Here is a 25,403-nt window from a genome sequence, read left to right on the forward strand (position 1 = left end):
AGTATCCCATGAACGACCAGCCGTCTTTTTCCGATTTCGTTCAGGCGAGCCGCGTTCTGAAGGTGTCTTCGCCACTCGGCGAAGACCAGCTTCTGCCAGAGCGCCTGTCCGTCGAGGAGGGCGTATCGCAGCTCTTCGACATTCGCCTGACCGTGCGGGCCAAGAAGGAAGCGGTCAAGCCCGAAGAACTGATCGGACGGCTGGTCGATATCTCCATCGAGATAAGCCAGGGCGACGGCGATGGCGGCGGTGTTCGCCGCCCCTTCAACGGCCTGGTGACGGAGCTGCATGAAGGCCCGCCGATCACACGCGGCATGCGCTCCTATGCGCTGACGATCCGCCCGCAAATGTGGCTTCTGTCGCGGCGGTCGGATTGCCGTATCTGGATGGACAAGACGGCGGTGGAGGTCGTCGAGACGCTGTTTTCCGAACACGGCATTCCCGCGCCCGACACATCGGGCATCATCTCGCCACCGCCTGCACAGCACTACAGCGTACAATGGAACGAGACCGATCTCGATTATCTCACCCGCCGCTTTGAAGAGGACGGCCTGTTTTACTGGTTCAGCCATGAGGATGGTTCCCACAAGCTGCATGTGGCCGATAGCGCCAGCGGCTGGCTTGGGCCATCGCCGGCCGCCCAGGGGGAGGGGACGGTGCGCCTGGCGCAGGGGTCGTCGGATCGCAACCACATCAACGACTGGGCGCGGCGTTTTTCCTATGTCTCGGGCCAGCGTGCGGGTGCGGACTGGAATTTCGAGACGCCGGGCATGGTGCCGGGCACGATGACGCCGTCGCTGGTGCAGATGCCGGATGCGACGAAGCGCGAGCTTTACGAATATCCGGCCCGCATCAAGACGGTGGAAGAGGCCGAGCGCGCGCAAAAACTGCGCACCCAGTCCATCGAAGCCGATCATGACCGGGTTTTCGGTTCGTCGACCTCGCGCATTCTGGAAGCCGGCCGCCGCTTCACGCCTTACGAGGTCGCCCATCCCGAACACGCCTATGAAGAGCATGTGATCATCAGGGCAAGCCACAGCGTCGTCGACCTTTCCTACGAAACAAACGGCAACGAGCCGGAATACCGCAATCACTTCGAGGCAATTCCCGCCCGTGTGCCGCTGACGCCGCACCGGTCAACAAAACGCCCGCGCATCGAAGGCACGCAGGTGGCGATCGTCGCCGGCCCTGAAGGCGAAGAAATCCATCCTGACCAATATGGCCGCATCAAGCTGTGGTTCCCGTGGGACCGCAAGGCGAAGAAGGATGGCACGGATACGTGCTGGGTGCGGGTCAGCCAGGCATGGGGCGGCGGTACATGGGGTGCGCAGGTCATTCCGCGCATCGGCATGGAGGTGATGGTCGCCTTTGTCGATGGCGACCCGGACAAGCCGCTGGTCATCGGCGTGGTCAACAATCCGGCCAATTCCGTGCCTTACGACCTGCCGGCCAACAAGACACGCATGGTGCTGCGCTCCAACAGCCACAAGGGCGACGGTTTCAACGAAATCACCTTCGAGGATGAGGCCGGCAAGGAGAACCAGTTCTTCCACGCCCAGAAGGACCAGACGACGCGGGTATTGAATGACCGGACCAAGCGCATCGACCGGCATGAGGTCGCCTCGGTCGGCGGCAACCGCGCGGTGGAAGTTTCCGGCAACCAGAAACACGAGATTGGCGGCTCGGTAAACACCGTCGTCGGCGGCACGGGACCGATGGCGATGATGGCGATGGCGGGCGTGCAGGCGCTCTCCGGACAGACGGCCGGCCTTCTTTCGCAGGCCGCCCAGATCGCCGGCGGCGGTGGCCCGGGTGTCGCGGCCTTCGCCACCACGCTCGCCTCATCCGCACTCGGCTTCCTCGGCGCAGGCGGTCTTTCATCGCGTGAGGGTGTCGTTTCCGGCTCAAGCCCGCGCGCGGATGCGGGTACGGCGCTTGCCGGCTCCGGCTCGGGGGTCGGTTCCGATGCTTCGGGATTGTTTCCGCTGCCGGGCATCATGAACACGATCGTCAGCACGTTCAAATCCGATAGCGTCGGTGTGGCGCGGGCTGAGCAGATCGGGGTCAGCAAGGTTACGAATGTCGGCCAGACGTCGCTGGAGAGCGTCGGAAAGACAAAGAAGACAACCGTTGGAGAGCGTTACGAAATAAACGTTGGCAAAGCCATTTTTACGCAAACTGAAAATCACACGGTGATCGTTAGCGACAAGATAGTGCTTGCGGCGCCCGGTGGCGTCATCGAGATCAACAAAAACGGGGTGTTTATCAAGGCAACCAAGTTCGAGGTCAAAGCAAATGCTGTGAACTTCAAGCGGGGCAGCGCCGGCAAAAACACGAACAAACCTTTTGCTGAAGACTGCTCGAAGAAGTAGGGGTTGGCGTGGAACTCAATAGCGAGAAGAGGCAGGAAGTTCTTTCCAAACTTCGGGAGGAGCAGGGGAGTGGGGGAACTACTCGCCTTTATGCCGTTGTCGATGCGTCCCGGGCGCCCATGATTATTCCACCAGCACTTCAAGCCATGACGGACAAGGTCGCATGTCTTTACAGAGGCAACGCGCTTGAGGAGTTTGGAGACGATACGGCTTGGGTCGCAGAAATGACATCTGACGAAAGCGTATTGCAGTGGCTTATCGACAATGGCTTTGGCAAACGCTGGTCAATTTTTCTGCGAACGTCGCATGCATTGGAGGATGTTATTCGGCATTTGAGGAAATTTACGATGGTCAAAGATAGTGAGGGGACTGTTCACTTCTTTCGTTATTACGACCCACGAACGCTGCGCCAATATTTGCCAGTCCTAACATCAGAGCAGGCCGCTGTTTTTTTCAACGGAATTGAGTGTTTTTATTGTGAAAACGACCTGAAGGCGGGAGAGTTCCTCAAGTTCCGCTTTGGAAATGGCATTGTACATCGTGAGATCGTTTTGCCTTCCGGAGGCGCAGGTCAGGCAAAGGCAGTTGAGAGGGCATTATCATGATCATTGAATTCGATCCGCGTCAGATGAATGCGATGCTGCACGATGACGACGATTTTACGAATTATTTCACCAGAGAAGTGATGCCAAAGCATCTACCCAGTTTCGCTGATATGGCGGGGTCGCCCCAGGCTACCGAAATGACACGCTGGGGCAGACGCTATGCGGAGCATTTCGGCTTTTCCGACCCAGTTTATCAAATTCACTTTGTCGTTTTGATGTGGCGGATCGGCCCGGATTTCTTTCTCTTCGAACCGTATAAATCCATCCTGGGAGACCGAAGCCAAACCGAGGAACAACGTATCGAGCGCTGTAACCTTGAGCCAACCATGAGCCAGGAGGGAAATGCGATTGCGCGGAGCGACAACGCCTTCTGGTTCCCGCAATATATGAAGAACAACATTCTCGGCGTCCCTTATGACGACATCGAGGAGGAGTTCGAGCGTGAGCGTGCTGCCAAGGCGAGAGACATTCAATGAGCCAGCACCTCGATGACCTCGTCAATGTTCCTGACACGCGCGAGCTTGAACTGGCCCGCCGCGATCTGGACATGCTGAACCAGCGCTATACCGAAATCGCGAAAGAAGCGGGCTGGCTGGCTGCTTCGTCCGTGCCCGTGGTGGGCGGTGTCGTGGATGTTGCGAGCGCTATTGGAAACGCCTGGACCGGCAACTGGGCAGATGCCGGGCTTGATCTGGTCGGTCTTATTCCTGTCTGGGGTGATGGGGCCAAGGCCGCTGCCAAAGGTACCAAGATCGCGCGGTATGCCGAAAAACTGATGAGCCAGGTTGCCGCCGCTCAGCGCAAGGTCAAAGCGCTCGAAGACCATGTACGAAAGTCGGCGGCGGCATCGAAATATTGGGCTTCCAAGCGCGGCGAAGCATACCGCAAGCTTCAGGAAGATTTGAGAAAATGCAATACGAAGGCATGCCGTCAGAAAAAGATCGACGAATATAAGAACGGCGGCAAATACAAGAACATTCCACGGGAGGGGAAGTGGTCTGGAGAGCCGGGCAACAGCAAGTGGTCCCCTGAACCGGGGACACCGGCCGATAAGGCGCTGAAAGAATATGGACAGGATGGCGTTCAATACCGAAATGGTAAGCCCGATTTCTCGCCCTTCAGCCAAAAAGGCCCGGACGGCAAGCCCATCGAAGCACGAATCCCTGATATGCAGGGTAACCACGCCGCGCGAAATGGCGATTTCGGGCAAGCGAGAACAGCGATGAAAGAAAGGTATGGCAGCTGGAACGCTTCCAAGATGGAGGATGGTTACACATGGCACCACAATGAAGATACATCAACGATGCAGCTTGTTGATGAACGAATCCATGCCGTAAAGTCGGGTGGGGGTGCACATACCGGTGGCGCTTCAGCAGTAAAAGACCCTGCCTATTGAGGAAAATATTATGAGCGTTACTTTGGATGAAGCAATCGCCAGAATGCAGGAAACGGGCGATTGGTCTTTTGAGGAAGACTCTCTCTGGTCTGCCCAAGACATTCTCGAATTTGAGGACTACACCTCATTGTCAGTGCCGGAGCAGCTTGTTGCGGTTCTCATGCGCTATGGCTGGAACGGCTTCGAACAACCCGATATCTACGCAAATTTTATTGTGACGTATGAGGATGGCGCGCGTTCTGCGCACGAGGTCCAAGTCCTGGTTTCTGGCAAGAAGCGGTTTTATGATCGACACGACATGTTCATAAGCAACTCCACGTGGCCTGACCAGTTCACCTTGCCAATGATATTCTTCGGCACCGCTGACGGTGGGAACTCGTATTTGTTGATGAATGGTCGAGATAAGACCGACAACCGAGTATGGCTGTGGGAACAAGCGTCGGATCCCTTCGGCACGGGAAATAACACGCGCGGCCTGGGTCTCGCAGCCCCGTCTCTTTATGAGTTTTTCTACAATCTTAAAAAGGCCGACGAGATATAAATGCTTGGTCTGCACGAAAAATGGCGAGCAACCTTCATCGAATCCTGGCCGGACGAAGTGTGCGAGTTGGGATTGCCCTTCGAGCAGTTGCTTATTTCGGAGCAGGATCGCGCCGCGATAGGAAGTAGAACTGCGGCTTTCCGCGAGCTGTTCGACATAGATGAACTCACCCAGCTATCAGATGAATTTCGCATAGGCATAGATGCCAAAACGGCGGTTTTCAAAGACGGCGCTCATTTTCGCTTCGGTGGATGCAGTTTCAAGCAGCCCGGACAATACCAAAAGGGGCCGATCTTCAACAGCGCCCAACTCATGTCTCATATATTGCGGGATAACCCCCGTGTGGCGGGACTTCTTGCCAGTTCACTTCAAGATAAATTTGACGTTTGCATGTTCATACGGCCTTGGAAAGACATTCCCAAATGGTCTGAGTTCAGGCTCTTCATGAAAAACCGGGAATTCCTCGGCGCTTCGCAGTATTTTCATACGGCTTTTTTTCCTGAGATAGAGGCAAATGCCAAATCCATCGCGGCAGCTCTGGTGGATTTTGCGGACCGTTTCAGGGAGGTCGCTCATATTGATGATGCTATCGTCGATATTTACCTGAAACCCGGCGATGTCGCCGGATTTGAAGCTGTGCTTCTGGATATTAACCCGCTCATCGTGCGGTCCGACCCGTGCCTTTTTCAATGGAGGAACGGGGGGGATTTTGACAGGGGGCTACGCTTCCGGGGCGGGAATAATCGAGTGCTCGCCATAGCACCGTTGCCTTTTACATGTGCGGCTTGATTTAGTTGAGAAGGAGGAGCCAATGACCGCCAGCCCAGTCTCTCTTAAAGGCCACATGCATGTCTGCCCCAAGGTCGATCCCGGCCCAAGACCGCATGTTGGTGGTCCCGTCATCTCCACCCAACAGAGTTTTGTTACGGTTGAAGGAACGCCGGTCGCAACTGTCGGTGATACCTGTTTGTGCACGGGAGTTCCGACGACCGATACAATTACTGCCGGCTCGTCCTTTGCCGTTATTGATGGAAAGAAGATAGTGCGGCAGGGGGATGCATGCGCGCATGGTGGAAGATTGGTGCAGGGAACCTCCTGGATTACGTTCGAGTAATCTGAAATACGGTGCCGTGACGACAATCTGCCTCATGCAATTGTTTGACTAGCGGAGCCTGTTTCTGCGTTTGCCATTGGAAATTCTGCCTCTAGTCACCTGCTCCGAAAGAAACGCACCGATATCCTCTTCCCGAAGCGGTGGCGCATAGATATAGCCCTGCACCAGCGTGGCGCCGAGGCCTTCGAGTGCGGTGAGCTCGGCTGGTGTTTCCACCCCTTCCACCACGCATTCCAGTTCCATGTCCCGGCTGAGGGTGAGAAGGGATTTTACGATTTTGTAGCTGGCCGGTTTTTCGTGCAGGTCCGTGACGAAGCTGCGGTCGATCTTGATCTTGGTTAGCGGCAATGCGTGCAGTCGTGTCAGGCTGGAATAGCCGGTGCCGAAATCGTCCAGCGATATGCCGCAGCCGAGACGCCGCAGCATTTCGACCGATTGCCTGACCTGTTCGAAATCATGGGCAAAAGCCGTCTCGGTAATTTCAAGGTCCAGCCGTCGTGCATCGAAGCTGCTGTTTTCGATGATGCCGAGCAGGGAAAGCACGCCCTCATGGGAATTGAGGTCCTGGGCCGAAAGGTTGAACGACAGGCGCAGTGACGCTTCCCACTCGGCGGCGGAGGCGAGAGCCATCTTGAGAAGCGGCCGCGTCAGCGAACCGACGATGCCGGCCCGTTCCGCGATGGGGAAGAACTGGCAAGGCGGCACATGTCCGAGAACCGGGCTGTGCCAGCGCGCCAGCGCTTCAAACCCCGCCGTCCTTCCGTCGCGTATATCGACAATCGGCTGGAACACGACCGAAAGCTCGTTTTCCATATCCCGCTGTTTGAGCAGGTGCTCGACGCGGGCTTCAATATTGATTTGCTTTTCGTGCTCCGCATCGAACAGAACGGCATCGCCACGCCGGGTTTTCTTGGCGTGGTAAAGGGCATAATCCGCCCTGTCGAAAAGCTGTTCAAGCGTGGAGGCGAGGTTCGGAAACACGGCAATTCCCATGGAAGCGGAAACATGCACGGTGCCTTCTGGCATATGGTAAGGCGCCCTCAACTGCTCGGAGATCGCATTGGCATTTGCGACGAGTTGCGCGTCATCCGGTATGATCGGGGCGACGATGGCGAATTCGTCACCGCCCAGCCGAAAGGCCCTGCTGGCTTTCAGATTGGCGGTGAGGCGTTTGCTGACATTGACAAGCAGCCTGTCTCCCACGGAGTGTCCGTAAAGATCGTTGACGGGCTTGAACCCGTCCAGATCGATCACACCCAGCGCCAGCCGGGTTCCGTTGGCCCTGGCTTTTTCGAGTTCGGCTTCAAGGTGGGCGAAAAAGGCGCGGCGGTTGGGCAGTTCCGTCAGGCTGTCGATATTGGCAAGCAGCAGGTTTTCGTTGCTGAGCGCTTCCGTGCGCTGTTGTGAAATGACCATGCGCTCGAAATTGCGGTAGTTGGTCAGCAGAATGGACATCATGCCGGTGCAGACCAGCAGCACGTTGATGGCGATGGCAACAAATGTCGGTTGCTGCGAGGCCAGAAAGAAGGCGATGAAGGCGCCATTGACGATGAGCGTCACCATGAAGGCGGCCGAACGCACATACATCAGACAGAAAATGCAGGAAATGACGGTAATCGCCATATAGAAGGCGACGTGGGATTGCGTATAGGCATCTCCATAGGGCACCAGCAGGAAAGACCAGAGCGTGAATGCCATGGCGATGCCGGCAGCGAGGCGATTCGTGCGCCGAAGGGCTGCATGCGCCACCCGCGGTTCGGGATCCATGCCGCGCGTCCTCCACCAGAAGGCGACCCTGAGCGTGCAGCCGAGTGTGAAGAGGGCGGGAACTCCAACGGTGAGCCAAAGCGGCGCCAATCGCATATGCGTCACGGCAAGCGCCCATGTGCTTGAAAGCAGGATGAAATACATCATCGGCATCTGTCGGGTGAAAGCGCGGTACTGTGCTTTCAGCAGATCAGGATTGTCGGACCGGACGGACATGAAGTCCTGCAGTTTTTGAGTGGCGGTCAGTATTTTCATTCATGGCTCTTCAAGTACAGAGCGGCATTCGTAACATAATTCCCGTTACATCATTGGAAATACACAGGGTTAACCGACAGACAACTACATCAACCGCAAGATGCAGGCGCTTCGCTTCGCAACATTCCAATGTTTTCAGTATTAAATGTTTCCTGCGGGGATATTCCTGATCGGGGAGGAAGCCCTTTGCTTCATGCCACGTGTTGCGGCGAATCCATCGAATTGGCATGATCGGTCCGCCCGCTTCCAATGTTCATCAGCTCCGTTTCAACGCCCCTTGAAAAGTTTGAACGCGCGTGCAATATGAACGCGTGTTCAAACTTTGAGAAATGGTTCTTGCGCATGGATTCGATCCACTATCCCGATACATTGGCGGCGCGTGCCGAATTGTGCCGCAGCGTTATTCTTTCCGCCGGGGAGCTGGTGCTGAAAGGTTTTCAGGGCGAGGCGACGCGCAGCTTTTCGATGAAGGGGCCGCAGGATTTTCTGACGGTGACGGATGCTGCCTCCGAAGCGCATATTCGCGGCGCGATCATGGCCGCTTTCCCGGAAGACAGTTTTTTCGGGGAAGAGGGCGGCGGCGAGATCGGTGAGCGCGTCTGGGTCGTGGATCCCATCGACGGTACCGCCAATTTTGCCCGTGGTATTCCGCATTTCTGCATCTCCATCGCCTATGTCGAAAACGGCCAGACCGAAATCGGGGCGATCTATAGTCCCGCCCTTGGCGAGCTTTATTTCGCCCGTCGCGGCGAGGGAGCGACGCGCAACGGGCAACCGATCAGGACTGCGGAAACGGAGCGCTTCGATGCGGCTTCGATCGAGATGGGGTGGTCCACCCGTATCGCGAATGCGACCTATCTCGATGTCGTCAGGAAACTGCTCGATATGGGCGCCAATGTCCGCCGCGCCGGCTCCGGCGCGCTGGCGCTTGCCTATGTGGCTGATGGCCGTTCCGATGGCTATCTCGAATTGCACATGAATTCATGGGATTGTCTTGCGGGGCTGCTACTCGTCAGCGAAGCTGGCGGCGATGTGTGTCCTTTTCTGGAGATCGGCAGTCTCCGGGAGGGCGGGCCGGTACTTGCCGCAGCCGCCGGTGTTGCCAAAGGCGTCAGCCAGGCATCGAATATAGCGCTCGCCGCGCGGCAGCTGTCGGATCGTCCTCGGGCGGTATCGGCGTGATTTATGGCGGAGGCCCTTTCGCTGAGGGGGCCTCGTGCTTCGTGCATGTGGAGGAATGAAATGGATGGACCCGTTTATGCCCGGCCCGCAATCAGCCTGATTGCGGAAGGGCTTGGCCCGCACAATGCCGCGCTTTACATTGGCGGCAGCGATGGTGCGAGCGATCTCGGGCTCCTGCGCCGGCATGGCATCACCACCGTCGTCAATTGCGCCGTCAATCTGGATATCAATCTCGTGCAGGCGGTGGCGGAAGAGGGCGACAGGCGCGCCGTGGGTTATGGCGATATCCGTTATTACAAGCTCGGTCTTATCGATGGCGAGGGCAGCCCCGACACCATGATGCTGGGCGCCTATTACATTCTCGACGGCGCGCTTCGCCAGACCATGCCGAAGCGGGAAACCTATCCCTTTGCCGATGGCGGCAATGTGCTCGTCAATTGCCGCAGCGGCCGCAGCCGTTCCGTCTCACTGGTGGCGCTTTTCCTGCACAAGCAGCAGCCGGATCTCTATCCGACCCTCGACGATGCGCTGGCCGTGATCCGCACGAAACGGGAATTGCGGCCTGACGAATGGTTCGAGACGCCGAAACCGATGCTTTACGCCGCCGCCCGCCGTGCTTCCGACTGGATCGACATGGTCGAGGGCAGAAAGACCGCTCAACCATGCTGACACGCACGCTTCCCTCCGTTGCCGTCATTGCCGACGCGCATTTCCATGACACGGCAGCCGATTTCGGATTTCCCGGCATCGAAATCGATGGCCGGCGCATCACCATGCGCAGTTGGTCGGATACGCGTGAATCCACCCGGGTTTTCAACGAAAGCGCCGATGCATTGCATGCGGCGCTGGAAGAGGTGCGGCAGCGCGGCATTCGCCATGTGGTGCTGCTTGGTGACTATACCGATGATGGCCAGCGGGTGACGACTGAAACGTTGAAGAACATCCTGCAACGCCACAGCGACGCCCACGGCACGGCCTTCTACGCATTGCCCGGAAACCACGATATTTTCGGCCCGTGCGGCCGGCACCATACCAAGGAGTTTCTGACGGAAAACGGCAAATGCCTTTCCGTTTCAAGCGATGCCCGGCGGGCCGGTGAGCGCGTCGTCGTGAGCGACGGGATGTATTGCGAAGGTTATCCTGCAGGTCTTGGCCCGATGGCGGCTTTCGGTTATTTCCGCCAGCCGGATTATCTGCATTGGGAAACACCCTTCGGTGTTTCCGATGCGCCTGAGGATCGGCTGTACGCGGTGCGCTCACCCGATGGGCGCAATGTCTACCGCCTGATGGATGCCTCCTATCTGGTCGAGCCGGAGCCGGGCCTGTGGCTGCTGATGATCGACGCCAATATTTTCGAGCCGCTCGATGGTGAGTTCGAAGCGGGCGAGGAGGCGGCTTTTATCGACAGCACCTCCGGTGGCTGGAATGCGCTTTTGCGCTGCAAGCCCTTCCTCATCGACTGGATCGCTGATGTGCGCCGCAGGGCGGAGCTGCACGGCAAGACATTGCTCGGCTTTTCCCACTATCCGGCGCTCGATCCTTTCGATGGCGCAAGCGGTGCGGAAGGTGCCCTGTTCGGTGAAACCAATGTCGTGCGCCGCACGCCGCGCAAGGCGGTGGAGGATGCGCTGTTACAGGCCGGGCTTGCCGTCCATTTCAGCGGGCACCTGCACGTGGAAGGCGTGACCCGGCGCGGGGAAGGCGAAAACTCGCTCACCAATATCGCCGTGCCGTCGCTCGTCGCCTTTCCGCCCGCCTTCAAGGTCGTCCACCCGTCGCGGCAGGAAATCCTTGTCGAGACGGTGGAGATGGCCGCGCTGCCGGTCAATGGCCGCATTTGCGAGGGTTATGCACAGGAAACCGCACTGGCGGGCGAGGCGAACGACCGGGCTTTTGCCGCCGGCAATTACGGTGAATTTCTGTTGGGCCACAAGCGGGCGCTGATCAGGCACCGTTATTTCCCCAAGGAATGGCCGGCCGAGGTCGTCACGGCAATCGCCGGCAAAAGCGTTCGGGAGGTTCTCGGCCTGCTTGGAGGGGAAGGCCAATCTTCGTCTGATGCTGCTGTCCTGTCCTTGGACCTGCCGATATTCGAGCTGATTGCCGACTGGTATTGCCTGCGCCAGGGCGCAGGCCTGGCACTGCCGCACATCGCGCCGCAACGGCTTTCCCTTTATCGAACGCTGGCGGAGCGCTTCGGCCGAGAGCCGGATCGTCACGATGGTTCGGTCGAAAGCTTTCTCAAAATCTTCTTCGGAGCCCTCGGCCTGTTTCTCGAGCGTGCCGAAAGCAGCCCGCGCGATCTGGAGCTTGGGCTTGTACCGCAGCGTAAACGGGTTGCGGTTTGATCTGAAGATTTTTGCCCGGAAGGACATTTGGTCTAGCGGGCGGTGATGCGCTCGACCATGGAAACGGGCACGACCTGAAGCCGGGTTTCCGGCTCATCGCTGTCGAGCGCGGTCAAAACCTTCTCGGTCAGCGCGTCGAAAGACTGGGCAACGGTCGTCAGCTGGTAGCTTTTCCAGCCGGCCTGCGGAATATCGTCGAAACCGACAATCGAGATATCTTCCGGCACCCGGCGGCCCATTTCCAGCCGGGCGGCGTCCATGAAACCGAGAGCCAGCAGATCGGTCACACAGAAAGCGCCGTCGATGGACTTGTCCGCGAGCAATTCACGGCCGGCCTGATAGCCACTGTCATAGCTGGTGGGGCCGCCGCACCATGGAACTACCTGGATACCCTCCATGGTCATGCGCTCGGTGAAAGCGTTGACGCGGCGCAACTGCGCGGGCGTCTGGCTGCCGCTGGAGACAACCGCAACCTTTCCGCACCTGGCAGCCAGAAGCCGCATGGCGGCCAGGTTGGCGCCGTGAGAATCGTCGCTCAGCACCATATTCGTATCGGTGCGGTCCAGATGCTGGTTGATGAGGATGAGGCGCACGCCGTTGGCGATGCATTCGTCGATAATAGAGGCCGGAGGTTCACCGGAAAGAACGATGATGGCCTGCGCGCGGAATTCGAAGAGACGCTCGATGAGTGGTGCGATGTCCTTGCGCGCATCTGCCGCATTCAGCAACAGGCATTGCAGGCCACGGCGCAAGAGACCGATGCTGAGGAAATCGAGCTGTTTCGAAATGAAGGGAGAACTGAGATTTGCTCCGACAACACCAACGAGGTTGGAGCGGTCGTTATTGAGGCCCTGCGCCAAACGGTTGATGCGATAGCCAAGTTCCTGTGCAGCTTTCAACACCCTGCGTCGGACGGCCTTGGATACGCTGCCGCCGGGAGTGAAGGTGCGTGAAACGGCGGAGCGTGAGACACCCGCCTTTTTTGCTACTTCTTCGGCCGTTACGAACCCTTTCGCCATTCAATCCCCCGTTGCGAATCCACATGTCTGATAGCACAGGTCAGATTGCAGCGACTATTCCAATCGAAATATTTCGGGTGCTGTGGTCGCGGTCAGTTTTGCGGTTCCAGCGCGCCTGCCGCCGCCTCGGCACGCGCGGCGGCCTCCTTTGCCTCCCGCTCGGCGCGGGAGGCCGCTTCCGGGTTGCTCGAACCGTCATAACCTCCCATGGCGCGTTCCCCGATGGCGATGTGGACATCCTTGAGTTGGACGATGACAAGACCGGCGAGGATGGCTGCGCCGATAAGGAATACTGTTTTCCCGTTTATGGTCATTCGACTCCACGCTTCGTGTTTGCCGGCGGAGGAAACAGCCGGCAAAACCGCCGCTCAGCGGGTCAGGAGGCCGATGCCTGTTTCCGCATCGAACAAATGCATGTCGGACGGGTCGATGTCGAGGCCGATCGTTTCACCGGCTTTGACTGCGCTGCGTCCCTGCACCGCGATGACCAGCTCGGTGGAGGTTCCCGTGGTGAGGAAGGTGGCCGAACCGGTCGTTTCCACAGCGGAAACCGGCAGCGCCAATGTCGCTCCGGCTGCTGCGGCCGGCCGGATATGTTCCGGCCTGATGCCGACGATCACATCTTTGCCGGGCGGCAGGGAGGCCGGATTCCCGATCGATTGCTGCGGTTCGCCTTCGCCGAACACGAGCTGAAGGGATGCGCCATCCGGGCTGACGGTCGCCGGAATGAAATTCATGGCCGGCGAGCCGATGAAGCCCGCAACGAAACGATTGACCGGGCGGTCGTATAGTTCCAGCGGCGTGCCCTGCTGCTCAATCAGGCCATCGCGCATGACGACGACGTGATCGGCCATGGTCATCGCTTCGATCTGGTCGTGGGTGACATAGACCGAAGTGGCATGCAGGCGATCGTGCAGCGCGCGGATTTCTTTGCGCATGTGGACGCGTAGCGCCGCATCGAGATTGGAAAGCGGCTCATCGAACAGAAAGGCCTGCGGATTGCGGATGATCGCACGGCTCATGGCCACGCGCTGGCGCTGGCCGCCGGAGAGTTCGCGCGGATAACGCTTCATCAGCTTTGAAAGACCTGTTGTGGCGGCGACTTCTTCCGCCGCCTTGCGGGCCTCGGCCTTCGCCACGCCGCGCATACGCAGCGAATAGGTGAGATTTTCCTCCACGGTCATATGCGGGTAGAGCGCATAGGACTGGAACACCATGGCCACATCGCGCTTGCGCGGCGGCACGCCGTTCATGAGCGTGCCGGCAATGCGCATGTCGCCGGCCGATATGGTCTCCAGCCCGGCGAGCGAGCGCAGAAGGGTGGATTTGCCGCAGCCCGACGGGCCGACAAGCGCGACGAAAGTGCCCTTCTCGATGGAAAGGTTGATGTTCTTCAGCGCATGAAAGGCGCCGTAATATTTGTTGACGCCGGAAAGTTCGATCTGAAGGGTCATTTGAGCGCTCCCGATGTCAGGCCGGATACGATGCGGCGCTGCAAGAGAATGAAGAGGGCGAGAATGGGTGTCACATACATGGTCGCATAGGCCATGATGTTGTTCCATTCGCTGGTGTTGGGGCCCATGAAGGAATTGAGGCCGACGCTCGCCGGCTGCAATTCGGCCGCCTGGATCATCGATTTCGAATAGACGAATTCACCGAAGGCCTGCATGAAGATGAGGATGGCGCTGACGAGAATGCCGTTTCTGGCAAGCGGCAACACGATGTTGAAGAAGGCGCCGACCCGGGAATTACCGTCCACCAGCGCCGCCTCTTCCAGTTCCTGCGGCACGGCCATGAAAGTGGCGCGCACAAGCACCACGAAGAAGGGCATGCTTTTCGCCGCAATGGCGAGGATGACCGACAGGCGCGGATAATCGAGAAGCCCGAATTGCGAGAAGCCGACGAAGATCGGCGTGATCATCAGCGATGCCGGCAGAACCTGCAGCATGAGAATGAGGAACAGGCCGATATCCACCCAGACATTGCGATAGCGCGCCAGCACATAGGCGCAGCCGACGCCGAGAATGGTGATCAGCAGCACTGCGCTCGAAGCGATCAGCACCGAATTCCACAGGTATCGGCCCATGTTGCGGCTGTTCCAGACATAGGCATAGGTCTGCCATTGCGGGTCCGTGGGCCAGAAGGCGGGCGGATTGGCGAACATTTCCGAGCCGCTTTTGAGCGAGGTCAGATACATCCAGTAAAGCGGGAAGAGGTAGATGATGGCGAGCACGATGGCGATGGCCAGCATCAGCCGGTTGCGGGTCGTGATACTCATCCGCGCACCTCATGCCGTGTGGAGCGCACATAAACGATGGAGGCCAGCATGACGAAAACGATCATGATGACGGAGATCGTAGCGCCCTTGCCGAAATCATATTGCCGGAAGGACAGGTCCCAGGCCCAATATTGCGCCACGTTGGAGCTGTTATTCGGTCCGCCATCGGTAATGGCGGCGAAAAGATCGAACTGCTGCAGCGTAAAGATCAGCCCGAGCGAGACGATCGCACCGATGGTGGAGCGCATCATCGGCAGGGTGATGGTGTAGAAGCGCTGCCAGGCATTGGCGCCGTCCAGCTCCGCGGCTTCGTAGAGATCGCCGGGAATGGAGGCGAGGCCGACGGAAAGCAGGATCATGTTGAAGGAGGTGCCGAGCCAGATATTGGCGATGACAACGGCCCAGAGCGAAAAATTCGCATCGGAGCGCCAGAAGATATTGCCCGATATCAGGCCGCTTTCCCGCAGGAAGAAATTCAACACGCCGAAATCGCCGGACAGGATCCAGTTCCAGATTGCGCCCACCACGAGGCCGGGCATGACCCAGGACACGAGAAAAAGGCCGCGCAGCCAGGTGGCCCCGGGAAAATTGACCCAGAAGAACAGCGCCAGACCGAAGCCGATAGCGAATTGCCCGGCAATCGAGGCCACGACAAAGGTGACGGTGTTGAAAAGGATCGGCAATGTTTCCGGCTGCCGGAACAGGTCGACGTAGTTCTTGAAGCCGACGAAGGGGCGCACGAAGGTGCCCAGGCTGAACATGTCGACTTCCTGAAAACTCATGACGATGTTGTAGATGAGCGGCAACCCCGCCATGACGAACAGGAAGCCCAAAGGAAAGGCGACAAGGACGATATCGAAACCGCGACCGTCACTGACGCTGGAAAACAGTTTTTTCATGAAACATCCTCGCAAGCTCCAGTCGGGGCCGCCGCCGCTTGTCGCGACAGGCAGCCCCACCGGGAGGAACTCCTTGGGTGGAGGCCGGAGAAACCCGGCCGCCCGCCCGGATCAGCCTTCGACCAGCTTTATCTTTTCAGCGGCCTGGTCGAGCGCGGCTTTCGGCGTCATCTGTCCCGACAGGGCGCCCTGAATGGCATCCTGAATCGCCTTGGAAATCTTCGGCCATTCGGGCGAGGGGCCGCGCGGCTGCGCATATTTCAGCTGTTCCACGAAGGTCTTCAGCGCCTCATCCTTCAACGCATTGCCGGTCGGCGGAACGGGAATATCCGAGCGCGCCGGCAACTGGCCGAAGTTCTTGAACATGTCCTTGTCCTTAGAGGCGAAGAACTCGATTGCCTTGAAGGCCTCTTCCGGATGTTTCGTCTTGGAAAAGATCGCCCAGTTATAGTCACCCATGGCCGAAGACCGGGGGGCGTCGGGTGTGGGCACCGGCAGCAAAGCGACACCCCAGTCGAACTTGGCGTCCTTCAGCATGCGGTCGATTTCCCATGGGCCGGAAATGACCATGGCGGCGTTGCCGGCGTTGAAGGTGGCGGTGGAGTCCCATTGGCTGCGCGTCAGCGTATCCGGCGATGCCAGCTTTTCATCCAGCATCAGCTTCCACGTTTCGAGCGCTTTGACCGCACCCTCGGTATTGATGTTCTTGTAGGTCGCGCCTGCCATCTGCGCCCAGGGCAGGAACTGGAAGGTGCCTTCTTCATTCGCCTTGGCGCTGAAGCTGATGCCGTAGATGTTCTTAGAGGGGTCGGTCAGCTTGCGGGCCGCTTCCACCAGCTCGTCCCAGGTTTGCGGCGGTTTTGCTGCGTCCAGCCCTGCGGCCTTGAACAGGTCCTTGTTGTAATAAAGCGCAATCGTGTTCGTGGCCTTCGGCACGCCGAAATATTTGCCGTCCCACATCACCGATTTCAGAGGTCCCGGAAAATAATTCTCCGTCTTGATGACATCCGACTTGGCGATCATGTCGGTCACATCGAGAAAGGCGCCGCGTGCGGCGAACATGGCGTGGTTGGGGTTGTCTATGGCGATGATGTCGGGCGCATTGCCGGTGGAATAGGCGCGCATGGATTCGCTTACCACATCATCGAACTGCAATTGCCGGTATTCGATCTTGATGCCGTTATTGAGCGCGTTGAACTCTTTGATAAGGTTCGGCGCGGGCTGGATATCGCGATCCAGCGACCAGAGGGTCAACGTCACATCTTCCGCCTGCGCCGCAATAGCGCCGGCGGACACGCCCGCCAGCAGAAACGCGCCGGCCATCATGCATTTCGCGATACCCATAATCTCCTCCTCTTGGTTATCGTCTCTGCAATTTTCGAAAACCTTCTCCCAAAAGGTTTCCGTTATGTCGGATCGACGACGAAATCGCCGCCTCGGCATTTCTTCAGATAATTGAGGCCATGCACCTGGCCCGTCATTTCCAGCGCATCGCGATAGACGGGGTCATGCCAGCCTTCGATGTCGATGGAGCCGGACCAGCCGGCAAGGCGCAGTTCGGAAATAATGTCCGTCCAGTTGCTGTCGCCGAAGCCCGGCGTGCGCATGAAGACGAACTTCTCCTTGCCAAAAATGCCGTGCTCACGAATGACATCCCAGCGGATGGTCGCGTCCTTGCCATGCACGTGGAAAATCTTGTCCGCCCATTTGCGAATCTGCGGCAGCGGGTCGATCAGATAGACCATCTGATGGCAGGGTTCCCATTCGATGCCGATATGCTCATCCGGCGTTTCGTTGAACATCAGTTCCCAGGCGTCGGGGTTATGCGCGATGTTCCAGTCGCCGGTCTGCCAGTTGCCGTCCATGGCGCAGTTTTCAAAAGCGATCTTCACGCCCTTGTCGGCGGCGCGTTTTGCAAGCTCGCTCCAGATTTGCCTGTATCGGGGCAGGCTTTCCGGCAGCGGCCTGCCGCGTAGCCGGCCGGTGAAACCCGCAACGCAGGTCGCGCCGAAATGGTGGGCATTGTCGATGCAGTCTTTCCAGCCCTGCAATGTCTCAAGGTCGATGTCGGTCTCCTCCAACGGATTGCCGAACATGCCGAGCGTGCTGATGGTGATGTCGCGCTCACCGATAGCCTCGCGGCAGCGCTTGCCGAGTTCGGCAAGGTCCTGACCGTTGGTGGTCTGCCAGAAGAACGGCTCGAAGCTTTCAAAGCCGAGATCGGCGATCTGGCCGATGCGTTCGGCCGCCTGTCCCTTGGTGGCGCTGACCATGGTGCCGATGCGAATGGATGTTGCCGGATTGCTCACGTCTTTCAGTCCTTATGCTGCAATGGAAACACGCTGGCCGAGGCGGGCGCTTTCAATCGCGCCGATCACCATGGCAAGGCTGTTGATGTTGTCGAAGGAGGCCGTTTCCGGCATCTCACCCGTGCGGATGGATTGAAGGAACGAGAGAATAACACTGGCATGGCCGCGCGTGTCCTTCTCGGAAACGGCTTCGGAAACGTTTACGGTCCTAAAGCCCCGCAGCAGCCCCTGTTCGTCGCCGGCCACGGAGGCGGAGAAATTGTCTTCCCCGTCCCAGAGGATCATGCCCTTGGAGCCGATAAGCCGCCAGCGCGCTTCCCAGCTAGTCCGCTCGCCTTCGGCGCACCATGAACCGCGATAGGTGAAGACGACATCATTCGAAAACTCGAAAATGGCGTTGGCGCTTGCGCCATGGGCATACCATGAGCCGGCCGGGTTCTTTTCCACGCAGAAGACGGAGAGGGGTTTTTCATTGGCGACGAAACGGGCCGCATCGAAGGTATGGATCGCCATGTCGAGAAGCAGGACGTTCTTCATCTCCTCGCGGAAGCCGCCGAAATGCGGCCCAAGGAAGAAATCGCAATGGATGGCCGTCAAATCGCCGATGACGCCGTCTTCCAGCGCGCGGCGCAGCCGCCGGATACCCGCCACAAACCGCCGGTTTTGCACCACGGCATGAATTTTACCGGCTTTTTTCGCCAGTTCTACCAGCGTGGCGGCTTCCTCCATCGAGGCGGCAAGCGGCTTTTCGCTGAGCACATGGCACCCGGCCTCAAGACCGGCCTCAACCACGGCGAAGCGCGCCTGCGGGATGACGATATCAAAAAGGATGTCGGCTTTCGTTTTGGCGAGAACCTCGCGCAGATCCGTGCCGATGACCGCGTCGGTAAGGGCGAATTCTTCGGCAAGCGCGCGGGCCGTGTTCTCGTTCAGGTCGACCAGACCGGCGATCCTGATCGCGCCGGCGATTTCCGGCGTGGATTGAATGGCGCGCAGCCAGCCTTTGGCCATGGCTCCGCACCCGCATAAAACGGCATTGAAAGTCATCTCATCTCCCCGGACTCTTTCGCAAACTCCTCTTTGCGCAGAGCGTCGTAAACGTTTACGAGACTATGCCGATGATGTTAGATATGTCAAGACCGTTAAGGGGCGCGTCGATTGCGCGCCGGGCCTGGGAGGGGAGTGCATGAAAGGAATTCGCCAGCTTGCCGATTATCTGGAGATATCGATAGGCACTGTTTCCCGTGCCCTGAACGGCAAGCCGGATGTGAACGAAGAAACGCGGCGGCGTGTTCTCGAAGCGGCGGAAAAGCTTGGTTATGTCGCCAACCAGTCCGGTCGTAGCCTCAGGCAGGGAACCACCAATGTTATCGGCCTGATGACCGGCAGCGACGCGCAGACCGTGGAGAACTCCGACAACTTCTTCCTCGGTGTGACGGACGGTCTGCAAAGCGTGTTCTCCGGGCATAATCTCGATCTCATCGTTCTGCCTTGTCCGGGGGAAGAGGATCCGGATGAATATCTGAAGCGCATGGTGGCGCGCCGCATGGTGGATGCGATGATCATTTCCGCGACGCGGCGGATAGACAAACGTGTGGATTTCCTGAAGCAGACCCGGCTGCCTTTCGTGGCGCTCGGACGGACCGCTTCCAGCGACACTCACGCCTGGATCGATCTCGATTTCGAGGGCGTCGCGAAAAATGCGGTCGACCGCCTTGCCGCTGCCGGGCATCGCTCGATTGCTGTGGCGGTGCCCGACAGCGATATCAATCTCGGTTATGTTTTTCTGGAAGGATACAGGCGCGCGCTGGAAGACAATGGCATCGCCTACGATTCCTCTTTGGTCATCCGCGCGAAATCGAGCGAGCAGGGCGGTTATCACGCCGCCAGCGAATGGCTGCAGATGCGGCCCCGGCCAACGGCGATCGTGCTGATCTATGAACTGATGGCGGTCGGTCTTTATCGCCGGCTTGCGGAAGTGGGCCTGAAACCGGGGCGCGATCTCGCCGTCATCGGCTTCCGCGATGGCCCGCGCGGCCAGTTTCTGGAACCGCGGCTGACCAGTTTCCGCATGTCCCTGCATGATCTCGGCGTCACGGTGGCCCAGACGCTGTTATCGACCATGCCGGCCTACGCGCCCTTTTACCCCGATCAGGCCCGCCATTGCGTATGGCCCATGCTTCTGGTGGCCGGCGAGAGCGACCCGGCCCCCGCCCCATAGCCGGCGCTGCGCGGGAACGTCAAAGCTTGAAGCCGTCAACGCTCACGACGCCGAAAGGATTGAATTTATATTCGTCTTCCTCATACCGTTCGTCGTCGGAGAGGGAGGCGCCACGGTCCTTCAGGGTGGCTTCAACGCCTTCACGCGCCATTTGCTCGGCGGTATCGTCTATCAAGGCGGCTATCTTCAGCTGTTCGGCGTTGGTGGACGGTTGATCCCCGTCTTTTTTGGTGAAGCGCACCTGCACATCGGGCAAGCCGATCAGGTGAAACCCGACGCTCGTCATGCCTTCGGCATCGTCTCCTATGGGGCGGCGTGCGAAAGCCAGGCGGCAGGTTCTGGCAAGCGCCATCCCGTCATCGGCGGCCGCTTCGCCGCGCGACTGCTCGTAAAGCTGCTTCCAGCGCCTTGCGCCATGGGCGACGCCCGCACTTTCACCCTTCACGGCGACAGCGCCGTGATCGAGCATGTGCTGTACGAATCCGAGGGCCTTTGCGGATGTCTTCACGGCTGTTTCGGCATCCATGGACGGGCCGAGCACATAAAGAACCGAGCCGTGCGCGGCGACGGCTTCCTCATCCTCCGGCTGGTAGGCATCGGGGTCGACGCGATCCCAGCAGACATTGAACGAGCGTTCCATTCGGTCGTCCGCCTCATCCTGTGAATAATCCTCGTCGAGACTGAAATCGGGCGCAAAATCATCAATGGCGGCGCGGGCGCTCTTCTGCAGCGCCGCTAGCCCATTTTCCGCGCCAAGAAAGCAGAGGATATGCCGGGGTTTGTATTCGGAACGGGATTCGGCAAAGGCCACAGGCTTGCCCGATGCTGCGCCGAGAGACGGCCTTGCCAGCACAAGACCGCCCAGAAATGCGAGAACGCCACGACGCCCGGAATTCATCCGATACCCCCCAAGGTTTCCATCAACAGGATGAGGGGGTTTTACACCGGCATATATAATTCAGGCCATATGGCGTTCGATATTTTTGGCATCGCGGTTTTGCGACCCGGAACGAGCCGCCGGCCTGAGCCGCTGTGTCATCCGGCAGCGACTATTTCGTGGTGTAACCGCCATTGACCAGAATGGTCTGGCCGGTCATCCACCAGCCATCCGTGACGAGGAAGCGGATATAGGGAACGATGTCCTCGATATCGGTGAGACCGGTTTTCGAGAAGCCGGAAAGAGCGGCGGCGCTCTTGTGATAGGCCTGCGCCTCCGGCGTTTCCTGACCGTAGAAGAATGGCGTGTCCATCGGTCCGGGGCCGATTGCCGTCACGGATATGCCGCGTTCGCCAAACTCCTTGGCCGCCGCGCGGGTAAAATGTTCCACCGGGGCCTTGGTGCCGGCATAGCTGGCGTAGAAGGGTGTGAAAGCGCCCAGGAGCGATGTCACGAGGGTGCAGATCTTGCCGTTATCGCTGACGTGGCGACCGGCCTGCTGGAGGAAAAAGAAGGCCGACTTGGCGTTAACGGCAGTCATTTCGTCATATTCGGCTTCCGACGTGTCGAGGATCGGCTTTTTCAGCACCTTGCCGACGGTGTTGATGGCGATATCCGGGCGGCCGATGGCGGCGACGGTATCGGCAAGCAGCTTTTCAACCGCGCCTGCCGTGGTGAGATCGGCCTGAAGGGCGACGGCCTCAGCGCCGGCCGCTTTCACGGCGGCCACCGTTGCCTCGGCATCGGCCCTGGTTGCAGCGCTGTTGTAATGGATGGCGATGGCGCGGGCGCCCTGGCCGGCAAAATCGCGGGCAATCAATCCACCGAGATTTTTCGCGCCGCCGGCGATGATGACGGTTTTGCCCTTGAGGGAATGGTCTGTCATGGGTCGGCCTCCTTTTGCCGTGCTCGGCCAACTGGCGGCCGCTTTCGTTGCAGCAGGATATCGTCTAGCTTTGCGTGATAAAGGCGCTTACTCTGACATGACTTGTCAGAAAAACCGCACAATAGGGTGTTTCCGGTTGGACCGTATCGACCTGTTCCGCATCTTCACACGCGTCGTTGACTGCGCGAGTTTCACGCGGGCCGCCGATACGCTAGGCATACCGCGCTCTTCGGTTTCGGCGGCGGTGCAGGAACTGGAAGGGCGTGTCGGTGCGCGGTTGCTGAACCGCACGACGCGCAAGGTCTCGCCAACCGAGGATGGTTCGGCCTTTTACGAGCGCTGCCAGCGGCTGATCGCCGATGTCGAAGATGCGGAAAATCTCTTCCGGCAGACGGCGGCGCAGCCTTCGGGCCGGTTGCGGATCGACGTGCCGGGCCGGATCGGGCGGCTGGTCATCGCACCGGCGCTGCCGGAATTTCTCGACCTTTATCCGCAGATCGACATAGGCCTCGGCGTTACCGACCGCGCCGTCGATCTGGTGGAAGACAATATCGATTGCGTGCTGCGCGTCGGACCGCTCAGCGATTCCGGCCTGATCGCGCGGCCGATAGGCAAGCTGCCGCTGATCAATGTCGCAAGCCCCTCCTATCTGGCGCGCTACGGAACGCCGAAAACGCCCCACGATCTTTCCCGCCACTGGGCGGTCAATTACGCGTCGCCCTCCAGCGGGCGGGTGGAAAACTGGGAATGGATCGAAGGTGAGACGATGCATTCGCTTTCCATGCGCGGCCGCGTCACCGTCAACAATGCCGAGGCCTATATTGTCTGTTGTCTTGCCGGTCTCGGCTTGATCCAGATACCGGCTTACGATGTGAGGCCGCATCTGGAGAGCGGCGAACTCATCGAGGTCATGTCGGCCCATCGGGCCGAGCCAATGCCGATGACGTTGCTTTATCCCCATCGACAGCATCTGTCGCGGCGGCTGCAGGTCTTTGCGGAATGGCTGGAGGCCCTGCTGCGGCGACGGCTTCTGTAGCCCAACATGCCTGCTGTGGCGATGCTCCAGCCTATTTTTATCATAGCGAGATTCGGCGTTATAAAGTGCAGCCGCTTGCGCCATTTTGACCTCCGCCAGAAATCTGAAGGGAGGCGCATATGCTCACGATCAATTCACAGGAAACAGCCGGGCTTTTGCCGTTTGACGGGCTTATCAAGGCCCTTGCCGCCGCCTTTGCGGAAGGCTGCGAGATGCCTGTGCGGCACCACCACACGATAGATGTGCCAAATGAAGCCGCCGCGACACTGCTATTGATGCCCGCCTGGCACGGCGCACGACGGTCCACACGTTATCTGGGGATCAAGATCGTCACCGTCTTTCCCGGAAACGCCGGCAGAAACCTGCCGGGATTGACCTCGACCTATATGCTTTACGATGCGCAGACCGGCATTCAGCTGGCCACGCTGGACGGTAATGTCATCACCGGCCGCCGGACTGTTGCGGCGTCGGCGCTTGCAGCGGACTATCTTGCGCGCAAGGATGCCAGCCGGCTTCTGGTGCTGGGCGCCGGCCGTGTCGCGAGCCTCATTCCCGACGCGTACCGGGCCATCAGGCCGCTCGAGCAGGTGGCCGTCTGGGATATCGATCGTGGCAATGCCGAGCGGTTGGCGCAAACCATCGAAGCGTCGGGGCTTGCGGCCACGGTGGTCGATGATCTGGAGAGGGCGGTTGCCGAGGCCGATATCGTCAGCGCCGCGACGCTCGCCACCACGCCGCTCATCCGGGGCGCGTGGCTGCGCCCCGGCACGCATGTCGATCTCATCAGCGGCTTCACGCCCGGCATGCGCGAGGCGGATGACGAGGCCATAAGCCGTGCCTCGGTCTTTATCGATACGGAGGAAGCGCTGCACGAAGCGGGCGATCTCGTTCAACCGATCGAAGCGGGCCTGTTTTCTGAGGAGAGCGTCAGATCCACACTTGCCGGACTTTGCAGGGCAAACCGGTTTGCGCGCAGTAGCGATGATGAGATCACGCTCTATAAGGCTGTCGGAACCGCGCTCGCTGATCTTGCGGCGGCCACCCTGGTTTATGAAGCTGCGACGCTGAACGGAAAAGGATGACAGACATGGCTAAACGCGAAATCCTTGAAGTGCCGGTGGTTTCAGAGGCGATCCGCCGGCTGGGCGCGCCGACCTCGGCGCTCGTCCGCTCCGGCAACATCGTCGCTACCTGCGGCATGCCGCCTGTCGATCTTGAGACGGGCGACATCGTCAGGGGCGATATCGCCGCCCAGACACGGGCCTCGCTGGAAGCCCTGCGGGTGACACTGGCCACAGCGGGCGCCACCTTCGAAGATGTGATCAAGACCACCGTGTATGTCACCGATGCAGCATTGATGGGAACAGTGAACGACATATACCGCGAATATTTCGCAGCCGGTTTTCCGGCGCGCACCTCGGCAACCATCAAACCCTGGTCCTTGCCCTTCGATATCGAAATCGAGTGCCTTGCTGTCCTCTGAGGGCAGGCGGGCATGAAAAAGGGCGCGTCGGCCGGATCGGCTGACGCGCCCACATGCATTTCTTGGGGCGCAAGATTGCGGGCCGGTTTTACGTGGACTGCTCCAGCGGTGAAAGTCCATAAACCGCTACGATATCTTCCCCCTTTTCGAGCCTTGCAACGATGCCGGGCTCCTTTTCCTGAATGGCGAGAGCCTGCCGTGCTATTGCCAGTGCTTCCCCGGGTGTCAGGATGCTGACGCCGTTTTCATCGGCCAGCACGATATCGCCGTTCTGAACCCTGACCCCGCCGCAGACGACCGGCCCTGCGACATTCCCCCGGCCTCTGAGCTTGGTGGTGACGGGCGAGCGTCCCCGGCACCAGACCGGCAGGCCGGCGCTGCGGATCGAGCCGATATCGGTGACATAACCATCGAGAATGATGGCGGTAACACCGCGCGCGAGCGCTGCAGCGGTCATGACCGCACCCCAGCAGGCGTGCCGGTCGTCGCTCAGTCGCTCGATGACGAGGATATCGCCGGGCATGGCGCGGGAAAGGGCATGCGGAAGCGCCGTCCCGTCGTCTCCCGGCAGGCTGACGGTCAATGCGCGACCGGCGATGCGAACGCCGTCGATCACGCATTGCATCGCCGGATCCATGAATCCATCCGATCTGAAATGGCCGATTGTTGCTGTCTCGACGCTCCGGAGCAGTTCGAGCGCCTCGTTGATTGTGTCGGGACTTTCCATGGGTGTCTCCAAAAGAAAGACGCCGGCG

At 59.3% G+C, this 25,403-nt stretch carries 26 protein-coding genes; 14 read left to right on the plus strand and 12 right to left on the minus strand.

Annotation, left to right across the window (positions count from 1 at the left end; translation table 11 throughout):
• Positions 1-8 precede the first annotated feature (8 nt).
• Genes tssI through CFBP4996_RS22995 form a run of 7 tightly spaced genes read left to right on the plus strand, consistent with a single transcriptional unit; the run spans position 9 to position 6,028 of the window.
• Positions 9-2,372: a type VI secretion system tip protein TssI/VgrG gene (tssI, locus tag CFBP4996_RS22965; RefSeq protein WP_080853674.1), complete on the plus strand. Its 2,364-nt coding sequence runs from the start codon at positions 9-11 to the stop codon at positions 2,370-2,372.
• An 8-nt stretch (positions 2,373-2,380) separates the two neighbouring features.
• On the plus strand, positions 2,381-2,977 hold the full coding sequence (locus tag CFBP4996_RS22970; RefSeq protein WP_080853673.1) for a DUF4123 domain-containing protein: 597 nt from the start codon (positions 2,381-2,383) through the stop codon (positions 2,975-2,977).
• Positions 2,974-3,453 (plus strand): hypothetical protein, encoded by a 480-nt coding sequence (locus CFBP4996_RS22975; RefSeq protein ID WP_080853672.1) that lies wholly within the window; start codon positions 2,974-2,976, stop codon positions 3,451-3,453. The genes CFBP4996_RS22970 and CFBP4996_RS22975 overlap by 4 nt, the downstream gene beginning before the upstream one ends.
• Entirely contained in the window at positions 3,450-4,373 is a 924-nt protein-coding gene (locus CFBP4996_RS22980) for an HNH endonuclease (protein WP_059761059.1), read from the plus strand. Before CFBP4996_RS22975 ends, CFBP4996_RS22980 begins: the two co-directional genes overlap by 4 nt.
• Positions 4,374-4,383: 10 nt before the next feature.
• Complete coding sequence (locus tag CFBP4996_RS22985) at positions 4,384-4,914, plus strand: SMI1/KNR4 family protein (RefSeq protein WP_080853671.1); 531 nt, start codon at positions 4,384-4,386, stop codon at positions 4,912-4,914.
• Positions 4,915-5,703: a cell division cycle protein 123 family protein gene (locus CFBP4996_RS22990; protein ID WP_080853670.1), complete on the plus strand. Its 789-nt coding sequence runs from the start codon at positions 4,915-4,917 to the stop codon at positions 5,701-5,703.
• 22 nt (positions 5,704-5,725) lie between these two features.
• Positions 5,726-6,028 carry a PAAR domain-containing protein gene (locus CFBP4996_RS22995; protein ID WP_080853669.1) on the plus strand — a complete coding sequence of 101 codons (303 nt, stop codon included), beginning with the start codon at positions 5,726-5,728 and terminating at the stop codon, positions 6,026-6,028.
• A gap of 48 nt (positions 6,029-6,076) precedes the next feature.
• Here CFBP4996_RS22995 and CFBP4996_RS23000 read toward each other — a convergent pair whose 3' ends face one another.
• A complete protein-coding gene (locus tag CFBP4996_RS23000) occupies positions 6,077-8,050 on the minus strand; it encodes a putative bifunctional diguanylate cyclase/phosphodiesterase (protein ID WP_162936032.1) in 1,974 nt (657 codons plus the stop codon).
• 342 nt (positions 8,051-8,392) lie between these two features.
• On the opposite strand from CFBP4996_RS23000, the gene CFBP4996_RS23005 reads away from it, so the two are divergent.
• Genes CFBP4996_RS23005 through CFBP4996_RS23015 form a run of 3 tightly spaced genes read left to right on the plus strand, consistent with a single transcriptional unit; the run spans position 8,393 to position 11,580 of the window.
• On the plus strand, positions 8,393-9,232 hold the full coding sequence (locus CFBP4996_RS23005; RefSeq protein WP_080853668.1) for an inositol monophosphatase family protein: 840 nt from the start codon (positions 8,393-8,395) through the stop codon (positions 9,230-9,232).
• Between the two features lie 60 nt (positions 9,233-9,292).
• Positions 9,293-9,901 (plus strand): dual specificity protein phosphatase family protein, encoded by a 609-nt coding sequence (locus CFBP4996_RS23010; protein ID WP_003522018.1) that lies wholly within the window; start codon positions 9,293-9,295, stop codon positions 9,899-9,901.
• Positions 9,895-11,580 carry a metallophosphoesterase family protein gene (locus CFBP4996_RS23015; protein ID WP_137396296.1) on the plus strand — a complete coding sequence of 562 codons (1,686 nt, stop codon included), beginning with the start codon at positions 9,895-9,897 and terminating at the stop codon, positions 11,578-11,580. The genes CFBP4996_RS23010 and CFBP4996_RS23015 overlap by 7 nt, the downstream gene beginning before the upstream one ends.
• Positions 11,581-11,612: 32 nt before the next feature.
• Here the strand turns inward: CFBP4996_RS23015 and CFBP4996_RS23020 are convergent, their stop codons facing one another.
• The 8 genes from CFBP4996_RS23020 to CFBP4996_RS23055 form a co-directional block, all read right to left on the minus strand.
• Positions 11,613-12,599 (minus strand): LacI family DNA-binding transcriptional regulator, encoded by a 987-nt coding sequence (locus CFBP4996_RS23020; RefSeq protein WP_080853667.1) that lies wholly within the window; start codon positions 12,597-12,599, stop codon positions 11,613-11,615.
• A gap of 92 nt (positions 12,600-12,691) precedes the next feature.
• On the minus strand, positions 12,692-12,913 hold the full coding sequence (locus CFBP4996_RS23025; RefSeq protein ID WP_080853666.1) for a hypothetical protein: 222 nt from the start codon (positions 12,911-12,913) through the stop codon (positions 12,692-12,694).
• 54 nt (positions 12,914-12,967) lie between these two features.
• On the minus strand, positions 12,968-14,053 hold the full coding sequence (locus CFBP4996_RS23030; RefSeq protein WP_080853665.1) for an ABC transporter ATP-binding protein: 1,086 nt from the start codon (positions 14,051-14,053) through the stop codon (positions 12,968-12,970).
• Positions 14,050-14,877: a carbohydrate ABC transporter permease gene (locus CFBP4996_RS23035; RefSeq protein ID WP_065655228.1), complete on the minus strand. Its 828-nt coding sequence runs from the start codon at positions 14,875-14,877 to the stop codon at positions 14,050-14,052. The genes CFBP4996_RS23030 and CFBP4996_RS23035 overlap by 4 nt, the downstream gene beginning before the upstream one ends.
• A complete protein-coding gene (locus CFBP4996_RS23040; protein ID WP_003522032.1) occupies positions 14,874-15,776 on the minus strand; it encodes a carbohydrate ABC transporter permease in 903 nt (300 codons plus the stop codon). Before CFBP4996_RS23040 ends, CFBP4996_RS23035 begins: the two co-directional genes overlap by 4 nt.
• 111 nt (positions 15,777-15,887) lie before the next feature.
• Positions 15,888-17,120 (minus strand): ABC transporter substrate-binding protein, encoded by a 1,233-nt coding sequence (locus CFBP4996_RS23045; RefSeq protein WP_078053305.1) that lies wholly within the window; start codon positions 17,118-17,120, stop codon positions 15,888-15,890.
• Between the two features lie 62 nt (positions 17,121-17,182).
• Positions 17,183-18,085 carry a sugar phosphate isomerase/epimerase family protein gene (locus tag CFBP4996_RS23050; RefSeq protein ID WP_080853664.1) on the minus strand — a complete coding sequence of 301 codons (903 nt, stop codon included), beginning with the start codon at positions 18,083-18,085 and terminating at the stop codon, positions 17,183-17,185.
• A 12-nt stretch (positions 18,086-18,097) separates the two neighbouring features.
• The gene (locus CFBP4996_RS23055) at positions 18,098-19,132 is read right to left on the minus strand and encodes a Gfo/Idh/MocA family protein (protein ID WP_080853663.1); all 1,035 of its coding nucleotides are present in this window, start codon (positions 19,130-19,132) and stop codon (positions 18,098-18,100) included.
• Between the two features lie 139 nt (positions 19,133-19,271).
• Here CFBP4996_RS23055 and CFBP4996_RS23060 point away from each other — a divergent pair, with 139 nt between their 5' ends.
• Positions 19,272-20,306 (plus strand): LacI family DNA-binding transcriptional regulator, encoded by a 1,035-nt coding sequence (locus CFBP4996_RS23060; protein WP_059761019.1) that lies wholly within the window; start codon positions 19,272-19,274, stop codon positions 20,304-20,306.
• Between the two features lie 19 nt (positions 20,307-20,325).
• Here the strand turns inward: CFBP4996_RS23060 and CFBP4996_RS23065 are convergent, their stop codons facing one another.
• Together CFBP4996_RS23065 and CFBP4996_RS23070 are read right to left on the minus strand one after the other, a co-directional pair.
• Complete coding sequence (locus CFBP4996_RS23065; RefSeq protein WP_080853662.1) at positions 20,326-21,204, minus strand: hypothetical protein; 879 nt, start codon at positions 21,202-21,204, stop codon at positions 20,326-20,328.
• A 151-nt stretch (positions 21,205-21,355) separates the two neighbouring features.
• Positions 21,356-22,129: an SDR family oxidoreductase gene (locus CFBP4996_RS23070; RefSeq protein WP_080853661.1), complete on the minus strand. Its 774-nt coding sequence runs from the start codon at positions 22,127-22,129 to the stop codon at positions 21,356-21,358.
• A 136-nt stretch (positions 22,130-22,265) separates the two neighbouring features.
• Between CFBP4996_RS23070 and CFBP4996_RS23075 the strand changes: the two genes are divergently transcribed.
• From CFBP4996_RS23075 to CFBP4996_RS23085, 3 genes are all read left to right on the plus strand, one after another.
• A complete protein-coding gene (locus CFBP4996_RS23075; protein ID WP_080853660.1) occupies positions 22,266-23,165 on the plus strand; it encodes a LysR family transcriptional regulator in 900 nt (299 codons plus the stop codon).
• Positions 23,166-23,284: 119 nt separating this feature from the next.
• Positions 23,285-24,247, plus strand: coding sequence for a bifunctional Delta(1)-pyrroline-2-carboxylate/Delta(1)-piperideine-2-carboxylate reductase (gene lhpI, locus CFBP4996_RS23080; RefSeq protein WP_080853659.1), 963 nt, complete (start codon positions 23,285-23,287; stop codon positions 24,245-24,247).
• Positions 24,244-24,648 carry a RidA family protein gene (locus CFBP4996_RS23085; RefSeq protein WP_080853658.1) on the plus strand — a complete coding sequence of 135 codons (405 nt, stop codon included), beginning with the start codon at positions 24,244-24,246 and terminating at the stop codon, positions 24,646-24,648. The genes lhpI and CFBP4996_RS23085 overlap by 4 nt, the downstream gene beginning before the upstream one ends.
• An 88-nt stretch (positions 24,649-24,736) precedes the next feature.
• Here the strand turns inward: CFBP4996_RS23085 and CFBP4996_RS23090 are convergent, their stop codons facing one another.
• Positions 24,737-25,375 carry an RraA family protein gene (locus CFBP4996_RS23090; protein WP_080853657.1) on the minus strand — a complete coding sequence of 213 codons (639 nt, stop codon included), beginning with the start codon at positions 25,373-25,375 and terminating at the stop codon, positions 24,737-24,739.
• Positions 25,376-25,403 lie beyond the last annotated feature (28 nt).

Origin of the sequence: Agrobacterium leguminum (assembly GCF_005144435.2) — a bacterium.
In the GTDB taxonomy this organism is placed as follows: Bacteria; Pseudomonadota; Alphaproteobacteria; order Rhizobiales; family Rhizobiaceae; genus Agrobacterium; species Agrobacterium leguminum.

Coding starts and splice junctions, on each gene's coding strand:
- CFBP4996_RS23040 (WP_003522032.1), bottom strand. CDS start 15,776: ATGAAAAAACTGTTTTCCAGCGTCAGTGACGGTCGCGGTTTCGATATC.
- CFBP4996_RS23055 (WP_080853663.1), bottom strand. CDS start 19,132: ATGACTTTCAATGCCGTTTTATGCGGGTGCGGAGCCATGGCCAAAGGC.
- CFBP4996_RS23030 (WP_080853665.1), bottom strand. CDS start 14,053: ATGACCCTTCAGATCGAACTTTCCGGCGTCAACAAATATTACGGCGCC.
- CFBP4996_RS23065 (WP_080853662.1), bottom strand. CDS start 21,204: ATGAATTCCGGGCGTCGTGGCGTTCTCGCATTTCTGGGCGGTCTTGTG.
- CFBP4996_RS23090 (WP_080853657.1), bottom strand. CDS start 25,375: ATGGAAAGTCCCGACACAATCAACGAGGCGCTCGAACTGCTCCGGAGC.
- lhpI (WP_080853659.1), top strand. CDS start 23,285: ATGCTCACGATCAATTCACAGGAAACAGCCGGGCTTTTGCCGTTTGAC.
- CFBP4996_RS23025 (WP_080853666.1), bottom strand. CDS start 12,913: ATGACCATAAACGGGAAAACAGTATTCCTTATCGGCGCAGCCATCCTC.
- CFBP4996_RS23060 (WP_059761019.1), top strand. CDS start 19,272: ATGAAAGGAATTCGCCAGCTTGCCGATTATCTGGAGATATCGATAGGC.
- CFBP4996_RS22995 (WP_080853669.1), top strand. CDS start 5,726: ATGACCGCCAGCCCAGTCTCTCTTAAAGGCCACATGCATGTCTGCCCC.
- CFBP4996_RS23035 (WP_065655228.1), bottom strand. CDS start 14,877: ATGAGTATCACGACCCGCAACCGGCTGATGCTGGCCATCGCCATCGTG.
- CFBP4996_RS22990 (WP_080853670.1), top strand. CDS start 4,915: ATGCTTGGTCTGCACGAAAAATGGCGAGCAACCTTCATCGAATCCTGG.
- CFBP4996_RS23045 (WP_078053305.1), bottom strand. CDS start 17,120: ATGGGTATCGCGAAATGCATGATGGCCGGCGCGTTTCTGCTGGCGGGC.
- CFBP4996_RS23070 (WP_080853661.1), bottom strand. CDS start 22,129: ATGACAGACCATTCCCTCAAGGGCAAAACCGTCATCATCGCCGGCGGC.
- CFBP4996_RS22985 (WP_080853671.1), top strand. CDS start 4,384: ATGAGCGTTACTTTGGATGAAGCAATCGCCAGAATGCAGGAAACGGGC.
- CFBP4996_RS23000 (WP_162936032.1), bottom strand. CDS start 8,050: ATGAAAATACTGACCGCCACTCAAAAACTGCAGGACTTCATGTCCGTC.
- CFBP4996_RS23015 (WP_137396296.1), top strand. CDS start 9,895: ATGCTGACACGCACGCTTCCCTCCGTTGCCGTCATTGCCGACGCGCAT.
- CFBP4996_RS23085 (WP_080853658.1), top strand. CDS start 24,244: ATGACAGACATGGCTAAACGCGAAATCCTTGAAGTGCCGGTGGTTTCA.
- CFBP4996_RS23020 (WP_080853667.1), bottom strand. CDS start 12,599: ATGGCGAAAGGGTTCGTAACGGCCGAAGAAGTAGCAAAAAAGGCGGGT.
- CFBP4996_RS22980 (WP_059761059.1), top strand. CDS start 3,450: ATGAGCCAGCACCTCGATGACCTCGTCAATGTTCCTGACACGCGCGAG.
- CFBP4996_RS23010 (WP_003522018.1), top strand. CDS start 9,293: ATGGATGGACCCGTTTATGCCCGGCCCGCAATCAGCCTGATTGCGGAA.
- CFBP4996_RS22975 (WP_080853672.1), top strand. CDS start 2,974: ATGATCATTGAATTCGATCCGCGTCAGATGAATGCGATGCTGCACGAT.
- tssI (WP_080853674.1), top strand. CDS start 9: ATGAACGACCAGCCGTCTTTTTCCGATTTCGTTCAGGCGAGCCGCGTT.
- CFBP4996_RS23005 (WP_080853668.1), top strand. CDS start 8,393: ATGGATTCGATCCACTATCCCGATACATTGGCGGCGCGTGCCGAATTG.